General features: G+C 51.9%; 14 protein-coding genes and 1 tRNA gene. 6 read left to right on the top strand and 9 right to left on the bottom strand.

Features of this window, described 5'->3' with window-relative positions:
* Positions 1–85 precede the first annotated feature (85 nt).
* The gene (locus tag C0560_RS05560) at positions 86–550 is read right to left on the bottom strand and encodes a hypothetical protein (RefSeq protein ID WP_142503642.1); all 465 of its coding nucleotides are present in this window, start codon (positions 548–550) and stop codon (positions 86–88) included.
* Positions 537–1,367 carry a transcriptional regulator gene (locus C0560_RS05555; protein ID WP_248859783.1) on the bottom strand — a complete coding sequence of 277 codons (831 nt, stop codon included), beginning with the start codon at positions 1,365–1,367 and terminating at the stop codon, positions 537–539. Before C0560_RS05555 ends, C0560_RS05560 begins: the two co-directional genes overlap by 14 nt.
* A gap of 511 nt (positions 1,368–1,878) precedes the next feature.
* Between C0560_RS05555 and C0560_RS05550 the strand changes: the two genes are divergently transcribed.
* From C0560_RS05550 to C0560_RS05540, 3 genes are all read left to right on the top strand, one after another.
* The gene (locus tag C0560_RS05550) at positions 1,879–2,319 is read left to right on the top strand and encodes a winged helix-turn-helix domain-containing protein (protein WP_102104243.1); all 441 of its coding nucleotides are present in this window, start codon (positions 1,879–1,881) and stop codon (positions 2,317–2,319) included.
* Positions 2,320–2,471: 152 nt separating this feature from the next.
* Positions 2,472–4,400 carry a methyl-accepting chemotaxis protein gene (locus C0560_RS05545; protein WP_248859782.1) on the top strand — a complete coding sequence of 643 codons (1,929 nt, stop codon included), beginning with the start codon at positions 2,472–2,474 and terminating at the stop codon, positions 4,398–4,400.
* Positions 4,401–4,475: 75 nt separating this feature from the next.
* Complete coding sequence (locus C0560_RS05540) at positions 4,476–5,324, top strand: EAL domain-containing protein (protein ID WP_181827439.1); 849 nt, start codon at positions 4,476–4,478, stop codon at positions 5,322–5,324.
* Between the two features lie 15 nt (positions 5,325–5,339).
* Here the strand turns inward: C0560_RS05540 and C0560_RS05535 are convergent.
* A tRNA-Arg gene (locus tag C0560_RS05535) sits at positions 5,340–5,416 on the bottom strand.
* 286 nt (positions 5,417–5,702) lie between these two features.
* Between C0560_RS05535 and C0560_RS05530 the strand changes: the two genes are divergently transcribed.
* The 3 genes from C0560_RS05530 (at position 5,703) to fimZ (ending at position 8,597) form a co-directional block, all read left to right on the top strand.
* Positions 5,703–6,437 carry an EAL domain-containing protein gene (locus C0560_RS05530; RefSeq protein WP_248859781.1) on the top strand — a complete coding sequence of 245 codons (735 nt, stop codon included), beginning with the start codon at positions 5,703–5,705 and terminating at the stop codon, positions 6,435–6,437.
* A gap of 10 nt (positions 6,438–6,447) precedes the next feature.
* Positions 6,448–7,167 carry a response regulator transcription factor gene (locus tag C0560_RS05525; RefSeq protein WP_181827438.1) on the top strand — a complete coding sequence of 240 codons (720 nt, stop codon included), beginning with the start codon at positions 6,448–6,450 and terminating at the stop codon, positions 7,165–7,167.
* Positions 7,168–7,964: 797 nt separating this feature from the next.
* Positions 7,965–8,597 (top strand): fimbria biosynthesis transcriptional regulator FimZ, encoded by a 633-nt coding sequence (gene fimZ, locus C0560_RS05520; RefSeq protein ID WP_100777328.1) that lies wholly within the window; start codon positions 7,965–7,967, stop codon positions 8,595–8,597.
* Between the two features lie 51 nt (positions 8,598–8,648).
* Here the strand turns inward: fimZ and sfmF are convergent, their stop codons facing one another.
* From sfmF to fimA, 6 genes are all read right to left on the bottom strand, one after another.
* Positions 8,649–9,173 (bottom strand): fimbria assembly protein, encoded by a 525-nt coding sequence (gene sfmF / locus C0560_RS05515; protein WP_371923369.1) that lies wholly within the window; start codon positions 9,171–9,173, stop codon positions 8,649–8,651.
* Between the two features lie 10 nt (positions 9,174–9,183).
* Positions 9,184–10,191, bottom strand: coding sequence for a type 1 fimbria D-mannose specific adhesin FimH (gene fimH / locus C0560_RS05510; RefSeq protein WP_371923368.1), 1,008 nt, complete (start codon positions 10,189–10,191; stop codon positions 9,184–9,186).
* Complete coding sequence (locus C0560_RS05505) at positions 10,184–12,751, bottom strand: fimbrial biogenesis usher protein (protein ID WP_102104248.1); 2,568 nt, start codon at positions 12,749–12,751, stop codon at positions 10,184–10,186. The genes fimH and C0560_RS05505 overlap by 8 nt, the downstream gene beginning before the upstream one ends.
* A gap of 14 nt (positions 12,752–12,765) precedes the next feature.
* A complete protein-coding gene (gene fimC / locus C0560_RS05500; protein ID WP_248859780.1) occupies positions 12,766–13,458 on the bottom strand; it encodes a type 1 fimbria chaperone FimC in 693 nt (230 codons plus the stop codon).
* A 43-nt stretch (positions 13,459–13,501) separates the two neighbouring features.
* On the bottom strand, positions 13,502–14,047 hold the full coding sequence (fimI, locus tag C0560_RS05495; RefSeq protein ID WP_123429342.1) for a type 1 fimbrial protein subunit FimI: 546 nt from the start codon (positions 14,045–14,047) through the stop codon (positions 13,502–13,504).
* Between the two features lie 65 nt (positions 14,048–14,112).
* Entirely contained in the window at positions 14,113–14,667 is a 555-nt protein-coding gene (gene fimA / locus C0560_RS05490; protein WP_100777334.1) for a type 1 fimbrial major subunit FimA, read from the bottom strand.
* Between the last annotated feature and the right edge of the window lie 42 nt (positions 14,668–14,709).

Here is a 14,709-nt window from a genome sequence, read left to right as displayed (position 1 = left end):
ATACTCATTATCTTTATATGATCAAGCGTAAAAATGGGCAACAAGATAAAACAAGCAGGGATGAGAGGGCGTTAGGTCACCTCATCTACTCTTTTGCGCAATAAATAACAGGGGCGTTTCTGTAGATAATGAAATAGCTGGAGGCGTTCGCCGGTGTTATCTGAACTTTAAGGCCGCGATCGCGCAGACGGAAAAAGTCCGGGACATCCAACCTGAAGGCTTCATTTCTTTTTGGGCGTCCACTGGTGTCGCTGGACACCATAATAATATCCCCCGCTTCTCGCCAGTAATTAAACGCAATTTTATTACTGACTTCGACAGGTGGCTGGCCTTTCTGGGTATATTCCCCGGACGTTGCATAGCTACCTTCCCCGTTCATAAATGAATAATCCATCATGACGTCGAGAAGATAATTATCGTCTACCACCGTTACATGCGCTTCGCAGCTGAAGTGATTACGCTGGTAATGAATATACCACGCATAAAGCAAGGGTGCGGCAATGGCCAGACCGATAAACGTCCAGCGCAGCGTTATTTTATTCATCATCATGATTCTGCGGCCTGTAAATAATGGAATCACACTGCGCATTATTGTCCTTTAGCGGACGGTCACAAATAATGACCGAATGAGCCTGCTGGGAAAAACTGCTGGTCATCCACAGTACCCCTCCGGGTTTGCACTGAATGGGATAGCGTTTCGCCAGCCCCGCCAGCATTTCACTGGTTTTCTCTTTATCCCGCCAGGATGAATATACTTCACACCCGTTAAATTGACTCACCGACTGATAATGCGTCAGAGAGGACTTATCCTCTTTAATCAGAAAGTACGATATCGCGCAGGAGAGCAGAAAAAGAATGCCTGCCACCCCATAGGAAAGCTTTGCCGGGAAAAAAGGGGGTTTGCGAATCACCTCAGAAACAGCCACCGCCGTAACCTCTGCAACGGGATATTCTTCGGGTAAAACCGAAACCAGCGCCGTTGTCTGCGGGCGAATAAACTCGTCCAGTACCCCTTCGCGCAGCTGGGCAATCGACTTAAATCCCTCTTTAGGCAGGGTCTTAATGATGTTTTCTTCCAACCCCGCAAATTTCAGCGCCTTGCGGATTTGGGAAATGGTCTGGTAAAGGGCATTGGTACTGACAATCGCCCCCTGTTTCTCCCAAATGGAGGCAAACAGAACCCGCTGCGTCACGACCTGGTTGTTGTTTTCAAGGAGTAAAAGCAGGCACTCGCTCACCGGGCCATGAAGCGTGGTAGCCCTCTGGGGATACCCGTCCAGCGGGCCGAGACGCCGCAAATCAGGTTCAAACAGCAAGGTATCGTTGATAACGTACACTTTTTTCATGGTGCGATCGATAGTTGACATAGAAAACCTGATTCAGAATTTAGTTATTATATATCAGCAGGTTGAAATAAACACCTTCATGCAAAAAACCGCTCTTCGCTCGCGCCTTAAGCCTCTTAATCAGTATAAATCATATAACTTCACTCACGTTTTTGTCAGGCAATTCTTAAAGTTGTGGCATCGGAAACCCATGGATGAAGGAATCGTGATCATCGACACTCACAATCAGCCATTGATGCTTGAAAACCAGAAAACTTCGCGACTTTATGTTGAGTGGTTGATTCATTACGCGTTTTTAGCATTAATCTCCAGAAATCATAAAAAACAAGGTGTATAGCACTACAGATGCAACTTATGTAAATAGAAACTCTATAAACAAATCGTCAACACAGGGTTTCTTATAGCGCATAGGGTTGTGTATTGGAAAGCACGAACGGCATACATATAATCCACCTTATAAAATGTATGGTTTATTAGAAAAGTGTATTTCCAGCGGCGTATGTCAGGTTGACTCTAATGCAGGAATAAAGAGATGGGCTATCGTCTATATGGCTTTATGATTGGTGATGAAATTCACTTCGATATTACCAATCGCAGACTGTACCGACTTACCGGTAGTCACAACGATAAAAGTGTGGCGTTTGCATCAATCTATTTTAACGAAACAATGTTACGGCTTTTCCTATATTTGCTGGAACATGGTCGTAAGAAAGTCATCGCCAAAGAAGAGTTGTTCGAAAAGATCTGGGAGGATAATAACCTCAGTCCTTCGACCCAGCGTTTATGGCAAGTGCTCCATAATCTGAACAACAAACTGAATCTTCTTGGATTACCCGAGGACTTTATTCGCAATATTAGAGGGCATGGTTACATCATTAATTACCAGGATGTCGTCCCCGTATATTATAGAATGAGCGAACTCCCTGCTCACTCTGTTAAAAAAGAGGAGAAGTCTGATCCCCTGAGTGAGTGATGTCAACTCAGCGGTTTTGCCCTTCGTACCTGAGTGCAAAGGGCTTTTTTTTACTTCTTCAGTTTCATGTTTTGCATTCCATTAATGATGGCAACATAGCTAAAAATATTGTCGCTCGGTAAAAACCGGCCCGGGAAAAATAGATGAGTATAATGAATCGTTTTCAAAATTTAAAAGTCAGCCGAAAACTCTTATTCGGCTTTTCGACTATTTTATTGGTGACACTGGCCATTCTGCTGTCGGGAATGCTGGGGATGGTGAGCATTCAGGATCGCGTCGAGAAAAATGAACATACCACCGGCCTGTTTAACGCACTGTCTGCCGTGCGACTGGCCCGTCTGAACTATCTGTATACGCAGGATCAGACGTATCTCGATCAGACCAACGATGCCGCCCAGACGATGCAGGATATGATCGCCCGGCTGGAAACTTACACCTGGACGCCAGAGGGAAAAGTTTCCGTGGATAAGACGGACGCTGCGGTGAAAAACTACATCGCGTCCCTGACGCCGTTTACCAAAGCGGCGAGCGAAAAAACGGACAGTGAGCGCAAACTCAATACGCAATCCCTGTGCGATAACTCTGAAATCGCATCGAAATTAAGCCGCAGCGCGGCGTTAACTCCACAGCAGACGCTGGTTGCGTCCCAGGTGGCCTTCATCCTGAGCGATATTGACTCCCAGGTCTCTCTCTATAAGCAGCACCCGACAGAGGCGGCAAAGCAAAACGTCCTGACGCGTCTGGACGCGGCCAAAAACGGGATAACAGAGATGCTGCAGTTTGTGCCGGAAGATCAAAACGCCTGGCTGAACAGCACTCTTAAAGATATGCAGGCAATCGCTGCAGAACTCGACCACTACAAAGTTGTGTGGGCAGAGCAATCGACCCTATCAGAAACCCTGACAGATAAAGCAGAGACTCTGATTGAGACTATTCAGTCGATGTTCGCCAGACAGCAACAAAAAGTGGTTGAGACCGTTGATGGCGTCCGGCTGCAGATGAGCATTGTGGCTGCCATTGGTATTGCCCTTGGCCTGCTGCTGGCAATGGGGATCACCGCATCGATCACCCGTCCGCTGAACGAAACCTTGCGCGTCGCAGAGCAAATCGCCAAAGGCGATCTCACCAGTACGTTGACCAGCACGCGTCATGACGAACCTGGGCTGCTGATGCAGGCCGTTTCAACCATGAACGAAAACCTGAAAAGCATTATTAATGACGTGCGCGAAGGGGTGGAAAGCGTGGCCCGCTCCTCCACGGAAATCGCCGCAGGCAATATGGATTTATCTTCACGCACCGAGCAGCAGTCTGCTGCCGTGGTGGAGACCGCAGCCAGCATGGAAGAGCTGACCTCAACCGTCGCGCTGAATGCGGAAAACGCTAACCAGGCGCGCCTGCTGGCGGAAGAAGCGTCGCAAAATGCCAGCGAAGGCAGCCTGATTTCGCAGAAAGTGATCGATACCATGAAAAATGTGCGACTCAGCTCGCACCGTATTTCTGAGATCACCACGGTGATTAACAGCATCGCTTTCCAGACCAACATTCTGGCGCTCAATGCCGCCGTGGAAGCCGCACGCGCGGGCGATCAGGGGAAAGGCTTTGCGGTTGTCGCCGCCGAAGTGCGCACCCTGGCGCAACGCAGCGCGCAGTCGGCAAAAGAGATTGAGAACCTGATCCACGAATCCGCCGTTCACGTCGATACCGGTTTTAACCTGGTGGAAGGCGCCGGTGCCGCGATGTTCAAAATTGAAAAATCGGTGGCGCAGGTGCGCGATATCATGAGTGAAATCGCGACCGCGACGGACGAACAGAGCCGAGGGATTTCGCAGATTGCGCAGGCGATGGCCGAGATGGATACCACCACGCAGCAGAATGCCGCGCTGGTTGAAGAATCTTCCGCTGCGGCCAGTTCGCTGGAAGATCAGGCCGTGCAGCTTGAAAAAGTGGTGTCGATCTTCCGTGTATCGAATACTCCACGCCAGCTTAAGGAGAGCCGTCCGGCAGGCAAAGGGCATGTTATTGCGCTGGCCCCCGGCAAAAAAGAGAGCGTCAGCGACGAGGACGACTGGGTGAAATTCTAATCCAGCCTGTGATTCCCCCTTCTCGTCAGGTAAACCTTCCCGGTTTGCCTGACGAAAACGCGATAAAAGTGACCTATGGAAAACACCCTTAAAAAAGATCCTACGTTTCTCAACGGGCTGGGATCATCGTTGATCCGCGGTCTGTCACGCTTTAAAACGATCCCCGCCCGGCCTGGGTTGAAAACCCTGAAAACGGCCATCGCGCAAAAGCAAATCACCCCTGTTTATCAGCCGTTTATCAACGCGCAGACCGGGAAAATCGCGGGCATCGAAGTCCTCGCCCGCTGGCGGCACCCCACTTATGGCGATGTTTCACCCGACGTGTTTATCCCGCTGGCAGAGCAACACGGCCTGATTATTTCGCTGACCCATCTGCTTATCCAGCAGGTGATTGCCGATCTCGAACACCCGATTCAGCACTTCCCGGTGGGAACTTATATTTGCATTAATATCAGCGCGCAAAATTGTCTCGATCCGAATTTCGAGATCGACACCTGTGAGCTGTTAAAGAAATGCGTCGCGAATCAGAGTCAGGTGGTGATGGAAATCACCGAGAGACACCCGCTGCATTTTACCCCGCAGCTGAGCAACTGGTTTGCTGCCCTACGGCGCGCCAACATCTCTGTCGCGCTGGATGACTTTGGCACCGGCTATTCGAACCTGTCCTATATTTCTGCCCTGAATCCGGAATTCATCAAGATCGATAAAATGTTTATCAGCCAGATTGGCGTCAGTGCCGATACACGGCTCGTGGACAGCATGATTGCGCTGGCCAAAAACATGCATCTGAAGATTATTGCCGAAGGGGTGGAAACACAGGTACAGGCGAACTATCTGCGTGCTAAACAGATCGATTTCTTGCAGGGGTTTTATTTTTGCCGACCGCTACCGGTGGAGGAGTTGCTTAACGTGGTGATGGCGTGAGTAACAGCGACTTAATGGTACGCCCTGTAGGATTCGAACCTACGACCTACGGCTTAGAAGGCCGTTGCTCTATCCAACTGAGCTAAGGGCGCACGGAGAAGCGTGCACTTGCGGTGTGAAACGCCTGGAATTATACGGTCAATGGCTAGTGAGTCAATGCCTTTTAGCGCAATCGCCTGCCTTCTCACCATCCCCCTGTTTATCCCTCGTCAATACGTCTGTTTTTTCGACATTCCTCTCATTTTTCTGCCACTTGATGACTCTACGAAAAGGCTTAACGCCGTTTAAGTAACGCCTGGTATTTTCTGCCGACCATCGCTCTCACACTAGCCTCCGGTATCCCGGCGCCGAGGAGCCGGAAGATAACAGGACAGTGTAGTGACCTCCCCATTCCCGCTTAACCATTCCGGCTTGCCAGAATGCGATCTTCCCCCACTGCGTAGCGTCTCGCCAGAGATTATCGGCATCAAGCTGGAGCCTATCGTGGCTCTCTCCTCTTCGCGTGTGGTCGGGCGCGAAGTGCTTAGCCTTCTCGCCTCCCCTGAGCAAAGTGAAGCGTTTTTTCAGCAACAGTCGGTGAAACAGTCGCTTAGGCTGCTTGAACTGCAGCTCGCCATGTTAAAAAACACACTTTACGCTAAAAACCTTTTTATCAACCTGCCGATAACCGTATTGAGTGACCCAGAATCCTTCGCCCGAATCCTGCCGCTGCTTAACGCCGGCCAGAATATTGAAATTGTCGAACCCAGCGCACTCTTCAGACTTCCGGCTTCCATGCGTGAGCACGTGACCCGCCACTGGTGGACGCTCGTCGAACGCGGATGCCATCTCTGGCTCGATGACGTAAACACGGCTTCTGTTCGTCCATTTTTAGGCTGTCGTTTACCGTTATGTGGCGTCAAGATCGATAAGATGGCGTTCTGGCGAAAAAAAGGCTCGCCTGCGCTAGCCCAGCTGGTAAATCTCTGCGCACAGGTCGCCAGCAATGTGCTTATTGAAGGTATTGAGTCAAACAGGGATCGGGAGTACGCGCTGCAGGCAGGAGCGGGATTCGGTCAGGGATATTACTGGCCGTCTGTAGGCTGGTCTGAAGAAAAAAGGACATTAGCCTGAGAGAGAATCTATGCGCATGACCGTACGCCGCTATCGGCGTCGTCGTAAAGGAAGCGATTCGCTGGGTTTTTCACATTCGCGTTCCAGCGCCCCTTTTTTTGATCGTCTTGTTTATTTGAGTCAATCCATCAACCAGACACGCAGACCCGACGCCCCCTTTATCGTTCTCGTGACCCACGATCGTTTCCTGCATGCAGGAATTCAGCACGGCCCATCCCCCCTGAAACACTGCTGCGGATATGACACGCTTGAATCGGCCTTCAGCGCGCTGGAAAACTGGCCCTCGGCCAGACTGGTTGTCGATATGGAGAGCCGCACGATGCCGCTGATGGAGATGCTCACCACGCTTCGACGCGCCATTCTGTATCCCCCCTACACTGCCGTGAGCCTGCTGATACGCGCTGATGACTATGACGCCCGGCTGTTTTGCAAAACCAGCGGTCCCTTTGATGTGCTTGAGCGCCAGCTCCCGGCTCAGGCGCTGCAACATGCGTTAGCGACCGCCCTCCCTCCCGTGAATAATCGCCACATCTACTTTTCCAGAGAAGAGTGGTTTGTCCTGCAATATCTGACGCAGGGGGAATCACTAAGAAATATTGCGCTTTTTCGCCAGCGCCCTTACAGCCGCGTGGTTTATCGTCTGGGACGAATTCTCAGTAAATTAGGGTTAAACCATCGTCAGGAATTACTGCATCTGCTGCATCGCCTTTCTGTCTCCTCTCCCGAATAACCCCTTAATTCCTAAAGACCTTTAAGAAATTACTTACGCACAATATTAAAATTATGTTTTAAATTAACATTTATGCAAAGATTACAACTATTCCTAATCCAGGATTTCTCGTGATGTTAATCTCTGCGTAGCGATCAAAAAACAGCATTTTCATCCAGAAGTTAAGTTTTAATTTCATCCGTTAAAAAGATGATAACGATGTAAAAACGTGAGTATTCAATGAGTCGCTAAAAACGCTATCCCTTGCTGGCAGCAGATCCTTCTGCAATCGACGGCTTTTTTTGCTGAAAGGTGAACAGCACTTTCAAATGAAGGTCTCGCGCGGAAAGCGGCAATAAATCTTCCGCCATGATGGCGCAGAAGATTCCGCGTACAGTGGGTGAAATGGCAACATTAAATTAACATTGAGGGGATTCTATTATTTTTTGCAATTACATAAATAGGATAATCCACATTAAGAGGAATGTCTGGTGATTTAGCCCAAATTTAAAATAATCACTTTCCGTCTCCAGAAGATCATATTAATAAGCACACCCTGAATAATTTACAGGCTTTTCGGAGAAAACTTACACGGTATAATAAGCATGTTCCAAAGGAGAATAAGAAATACCTTTACTCTTTCCAAAATATTAATAAGCCAACGCGCTACTGCCATTTTTTATCAGAATGCAAACAAGGATGCTTACGCTTTTTCCAGGGAATTACCCCCGTATAAGGATCTGCAGAATTATCCTTCCGGCTTACCAGGCACTTTTGCACAGATTGCAATTGCGCTTTCACAACCTGAGGCATAAAAAATGAAACCGGCATCCGTCATCATTATTGACGAGCACCCTATCGTCAGAATGTCAATTGAAGTCCTGCTCCAGAAAAACAAAAGCATTGAGATTAAACTCAAGTCAGGAGACAGCCATGAAGCACTCGACTACATTCGCAATCACCCTATCGATCTGGTGATCCTCGACATCGAATTACCTGGCACAGATGGGTTTTCATTGCTAAAAAGAATCAAGAACTTAGATGACAACATAAAAATTCTGTTTTTGTCTTCCAAATCAGAATCGTTTTACGCTGGCCGCGCCATGCGCGCAGGTGCAAATGGATTTGTGAGCAAAAGAAAAGATCTGAATGATATCTATAACGCCGTGGAAATGTTGCTCTCGGGATATTCCTTCTTTCCCTATGAGACCCTGAGCTTTATAAATCATCAAGGCTCACACCGGGGAGCAATAAATGACATGCCGTTATCAAACCGCGAGGTGACTGTTTTGCGTTATCTGGCCAATGGATTATCTAACAAGGAAATCGCGCAGCAATTATTACTTAGCAACAAAACAATTAGTGCGCATAAGTCCAACATCTACTCGAAATTAGGTGTGCAGACTATTGTAGAGCTGATTGATTATGCCAAAGCGCACGAGCTGCTTTAATCTGAAAGTCCTCCCTGAGACTCCAGTGAGTTTCAGGGAGGGTGTTTAGGCTTAATTATAATTAATCATAAAGGTCGCATCGGCATCTGCACGCCCCGGCTGGGGATTATTTGCCGTAGCGATATAATTCGCATAAAAATTCAAAACCGCATTTCCCTGCTCATCTACCACCACATCCTGGCTCGCCTGCTGTAATGGCAGACGCGTTTTATCCCGATCGCGTATTTCTACCGCCACATTCGTCGCCTGGCTGGCATCGTTTAAGGCCAGCAGTTCTGGGTCCTGCGGATCTGTCTTTCCTGAAAAGGTAATCGACGCCGCACCCGGTGGGCAGCCGGTCAGCTTCAGCGTAAACGGCATCGCCTGGGTTCTGCTGCCCGTGGTGCCGAGCTGTTTGGTCGGCCAGGTGCCCAGCGTCACCGATTTATCGCTGTCGCTCCCCTCAGCCACACAGGTAAAATCGATAATATTGCCGTACAGTTCGATATNGATTTCGCCCAGTGGGCTTGCCGCCAGCACGCCTTTCACAGGCATAAAGGCTACGGCTACAGCGGCAACTAAAATCCCTATGCGCATCACCCTCTCCTTAATCGTAATCCACGNGAAGATAGCCGCGTGAGGTGAAGCGCCCTTCGCTCGGTTTATTCCCGGTGACGCTCACCGGCCAGGCAGTGATCCCAATGACTGCCGAGGCGTTATCATCCAGGCGGAACGGGATCTTGCTGGCAAGATTATTGGGCGTCAGGGGCGTGTTGTTCGTGCTGGCGACGATAAAACCGAGATCAGGATTATCAGAAACCAGCGCATTTCCGGACACTTTTTCCGTTTCCACTCGCATAGTCAGGTAGGCGTTGGCCTCCACGTTAGTGCATTTTATGGCGATGGTCTGGGTTTTAGGCGAGACGTTCTGCGGGCGATTTCCCGCCCCGGCCTGGCTAAACTGCGAGGCGCCAATATCACCAAAATCGAATTCCACCACTTGACCGGCGTTAATCGCACAGCTCTGCGGCACCTGAATGGTTCCGCTGTAGCTGATGGTATACACCGGGGTCGTCAGCGGGTCCGATGAGGTGGTCGTGACATAGACCCGGAACATCGTCTGACGCGGGATCTCCACCATATTGATAAACCGTCGCGTCACCTTCAGGCGAAACACCAGATTCGAGTCTTTCACCCCGAAAGGTTGATTTTTAGAGACGTTCGGGTGACTCCCCATCTGAATAAAATTCTGCGGCGGGTAAAACACGCCAGAGTAGCTGTCGGTGATCTTCATCGCGCCATCCAGATACTCATTCAGCTTCAGATATTTGTAGCCATCAATGGTACTGGTGATCGGGAAATCAGTCACGTAGCTGCGCTTGGTGGTGTTGCCCGATGTCCCTTTCGGGCAGACCGCGTTGACCCCCACCCACTGGGATTTCTCCGCAAGCGTGACAATCTGCCCAATCTGGTTATTGGAACTATTAAACTTATCCGTCAGATCGTAATAGATATCCGTCGGCACACCGTTTTCGTTAGCACAGACCGTGGCCAGCGCCTGCGTGACAGGAAGCATTACCAGCAGCGCGGCCATCAGGTATCGACTCTTAATCACAGCGAATCTCCTTCATCGTGATTGCCTGTTGCAGGCTCTTTTCAGGCAGGACGTACGGCGCGTGGCACTGGGCGCTGGCGCCGTTGCCCCACTGAACCAGCAGCTCGCCTTTAAGCGGCAGCCCGCTGAGGTAAATTTGCCCGTCATCGCCCACCATGCTGGTGACGCCGCTTCCGGTTTCGCGCACTACGGCACCGAAAGGCACCGGCTGATTGCCGCGCATGACGGTCAGCAGCGCACGAACGCCAATGCGCGTATCAAAGCTGGCACGCACCAGCGCACCGTTGGTCGGCACCACGCTGCTGACGTTGTTTTCGATATCGGTACTGTTGTTCATGGTATTGGTATCCAGCGCCACGCGGTTGTAGCGATAGACCGTGGCGTAAGGCATCACGGCGTAACCCCGCCAGTCGGTTTTCACACCGGTCTGGTTTTCGACATTCACCCCGGACGCGCCCGGCGCTTTGATCAGCACGTTGGTATCCCCCAGCGGCTGGCTGAAGGTCACACCGTCCGCATGGCCCACCACGCCGCCTGACATTTGCCAGTTCAGATCGTGCTGGTCGCGGGAATAGTTGTATCCGGCCCCGAAGGTGCCGTAGGTGGCCTGCCAGTTTGCGCTGGCGCTGCCGCTTGCACCGTTGGTGCTGGTGTGTCCCTGACTCACGCTGTAGTTCAGGTTTCGATCTTCCAGCAAGGTGCCGCTGACGCCGGTCTGCCAGGTGGTATCTCCGCTGCTGTTGCGGCTGGCAGAGGCCGTGGCGTAGGCGCGATCGAAGGCGCTGTCACGGCGATAACCGTGACGGGTAAACAGGCTGAACGGAACCGACACGTTGAACGAGGCCAGCTTGTCTGTGCCATCAATACCCACCGCCTGATTCCACGACCAGGAGACGGAATAGCTCACGCCTCGCCAGCCGCCGGCATAACCCAGCTGATACCAGACGCTGGAATCGCTGGTTCCCCAGTAGGTTTGCTCGCTGCCCGACACATAGAGCGACCCGTAATCCCCCAGCGACTGAGAGATGTTCACCTGGAAGCGCCCTTTTTTGTTCCACGTCAGATTGTGATAACTCACCACATCCGACACGCCGTTCTCGTCCTTGCTGTCGCTGTACTGGTAACCTTCCATGGCTTTCCACGCCACGTCATCCAGGGTGTAGAACCCTTTGGTGGAATAGCGATAGCCAAGCAGCTGGAAGTTAGTCCCGAAGCCGTTCAGAGATTTGGCATACAGGAAACGTAAAGATTGCCCTTCGTGACGACTGTCGTCAGCCAGCTGACTGCGCGCCTGGGTGACATCGAGTGAAATCGCCCCCCAGTCGCCGAAGTTTTTCCCCGCACCGAGCGCGATGGCGCTGTAGCGTGAGGCGAGCTGGGTGCCGCCATACAGGGTGTAACCGTTGCTCAGGCCGGCAATCAGCGTGCCCTGGGTGAAGAACGGCGTGTCCTGATCGTCGTTGCCGCTGCGGTAATCCCCCGCCACCAGATCGTATTTCATGCGGCCTTCACGCTGTAAGAGCGGCACCGTGGAGTACGGCACCGTATAGCGCTGCGGGTTGCCGTCTTTCTCTTCAACCGTGACCTCAAGGTCGCCGCTCGACGACGTCGGGTTCAGATCGCTGATGGCAAATGCCCCTGCCTGCACGTAGCTCTGATAGATGACATACCCGTTCTGGCGGATCACCACTTTCGCTGGGGTGCGGGCGATACCGCGCACGGTCGGCGCGTAGCCCTGCATGCTGTCCGGGTACATGCTGTCAGAGGAGTACATGCGCAGCCCGCGGAAACCGAGGCTGTCGAACACGTCATTGCCGGTGTTGCTGTCCCCGGCCACCAGCTCGCTTTTCAGGGGAATGATCGTCCGCTGGGCGGATGTGCTGATGTTCTGCCACTCGCGATGGCTTTCCCCGTTGCTCTCGGTGTAGCGCCACGCACCGTTGTTACGCAGCCGCCACGGGCCATAGTTCAGTCCGCTTTGCAGATTCAGGTAGTAGCTGTTGTCGGCGTCATTGCCTTTGTTGCCGCTGAAGCTGTAGTTCAGTAGCAGCGCCGGTATGCCTTCGTCCCACTGATCCGGCGGAATATAACCGCGCGCGCTGTTCTGCATTGCTACCTGCGGCAGGCTGACGTTCAGGCGCAGCGAGGCAAAATTGAAGCCAATCTCCGAGCCGGGGATCGCCGTCGCCAGCGGAACGCAGGTTTCGCCGGTCACGTTAAGCAGTTCAGGGAAGGCAGTGATGTTGACGCCAAAGCGGTCCAGCATCGCGCGCGTGATGCACGGCGACAGCCCGCCCGCGACCGGAGGCGTATTTTCATCCCCGGCCTCAAAGCGGACATCCTGGGTACCGATAAACTCATCGTTACGCCAGATATCCACGCGATAGGTGCCAGGCGCCTGCTGATGCCCCTGCTCAAAGCGCGACAGATCCGCCACGCCCGCCGTGTCATCGGACAAAAACGCGGGGTTAAAATAGTTCTCAGACCAGGCTATCCCCGGGCAGAGCACCGCCATTATGGCCAGCACACACGGGCGGTAACGCCATCGTGAAGGATTCATCACTGTGACTCTGCTCAAAGACTGACGCGACGCGCGGGAGTGATCGCGCCGTAATCATTCACGCTCTGCCAGGAGAGCGTGCCGCTGGCCCCGTCAGGTAGCGCCTGCTGGGCTGAATTCTTCGGCGCAATCATGATATTTTCCAGCTTCTTCCCGCCGAGTTGCAGGTTCACCAGCGTGACGTAATAGGGTGAAGCATTGCTGACTTTCAGGTGGTTGCCCGCGCGTTCAAAGCGCAGCTGCGAAAGCGCCTCTTCCGGCGGCATCGCCAGATTTTTTGGTCGCACAAACAGTTTGATACGCGACAGAATCGCCAGCTGCAGAACGTTTTTCCCTTCCAGGTTGGCTTTGTTCACCGAAGGAATGGCTTTCACGTTCATGTAAAACAGGGATTCGCGATCCGTTGGCAGCGGCGGCCCCGCATAGATTATGCGCAGCGTGTTCTCGCTGTCGGGTTCGCTGACAAACAGCGGCGGCGTGACCGCGAAGGTTTTTTCTTTCTGCCCGCGATCGTTTTCAATCCACGCGTTAATTAAATAGCGCTCTTGTTTATTGCTGTTCGTGATCGCGAGCGATGTCTGTTTCGCGTCGGCCGGATAAATCACGCGCGTCGCCCCCAGAGCAATCCCACCGGATGCCTGAACGGGCAGAGAAATTATCATCAAAATAAGCGAAAAGATCAGTCCTGGTTTTATTAGGGAGTTCATCACAACAATACCTTTACTATTAAGTTCGCAGGCGTGTACGACGTTATGGATAAATCAACGTAAACCAGACATCCGACTGAATATTGCCCGGCACAAGGTGTTCTGAAATAGCCCGATAGCGCGCACTGAAATGAAAGTTCAGCTCGGGCGTGTCGATCGGCAGCATATTATTGGCGGAGGCGTTGGGAATAATCTGTCGCTTCTGCGAATCAAAAAGTGCCAGCCCAATCCCGCTACTGACGCGGCTGTTGCCGGGACGGGATGTTGCCAGAAAAACCTGCGGATCTTCAGCGGGCGTAATGCCCTGAAACATCATCCCGACCGTGCGGGAAACATCTACACTGCAATCCACCAGACGCAGGGTAAAAGGCACATCCACCGTCGAAAAACTGCCCACACCGTGAAAGGCGTTGGTGCGATACTGCCCCATCTCCACGCGCAGGCTTTGACTCTCGGGCGCCACGGCGCAACCGCCGTTGACCAGCTCACCTTTGAGATGTACCCGTCCGCCATCCACCACCACGCGGTGCGCCATCACAGGCTGTACGGCAGTAATCGTCAGCAGAAACAGAAGCCCAATTCTGGTCATCCTTAGCCCTCGATGTGGATCAAACTGGCCTCTTCCCTGAGGCCCGGTCTTCCCTGAAAAGCCGATTATTCGTATTTCAAGACGAAAGTGGCGTCCGCGTTCGCCTGACCAGGCTCAGTGGTTGCCGCAGTCGATTTGTAGCGTGCGGTGAAGTTCAGGGTGTTGGTCCCTGCGATCAGCGTTTTCGCTGCGGAGAAGGTTGCACCGTCTGGTGTCAGGGTGCTGGACGCGCTATCCAGGATCTCGATACCAACACCTTTAGCCGTGTTGTCGTTATCGCCTGCGGTTACAGCCAGCAGGGTTTTATCGGTCGCATCAATCTGGCCGGTGAAGGCAACAGCAGCGGTGGCTGCCACTTCTGGATCGCAATCATTCAGTTCAATGTTGAACGGAATATTAGAAGTGGTATCGCCCACTTTCGTGAATTTAGCGGTACGATATTGACCCAGAGTCACGATCTGATCCGCAGATTCAGTATTTACTGCGCATGCCGCATTAACTAATTCACCTTTAAAGTGAACGGTACCGCCATTGACGGAAACGGGATCTGCTGCATGAGCTGCACCCGCAACCAATACCAGCGAAGCAATGACGGAAGAAGCAATATTGCTAAGTTTCATATCTGTTCCTTTGGAATATAAAAAGCCCTTCCCGGGTTAATT

Source organism: Lelliottia sp. AC1 (assembly GCF_023278595.1).
GTDB classification, from domain to species: domain Bacteria; phylum Pseudomonadota; class Gammaproteobacteria; order Enterobacterales; family Enterobacteriaceae; genus Enterobacter; species Enterobacter nimipressuralis.
The sequence above is the reverse complement of the archived record's forward strand: the minus strand, read 5'-3'. Positions and strand labels throughout refer to the sequence as shown.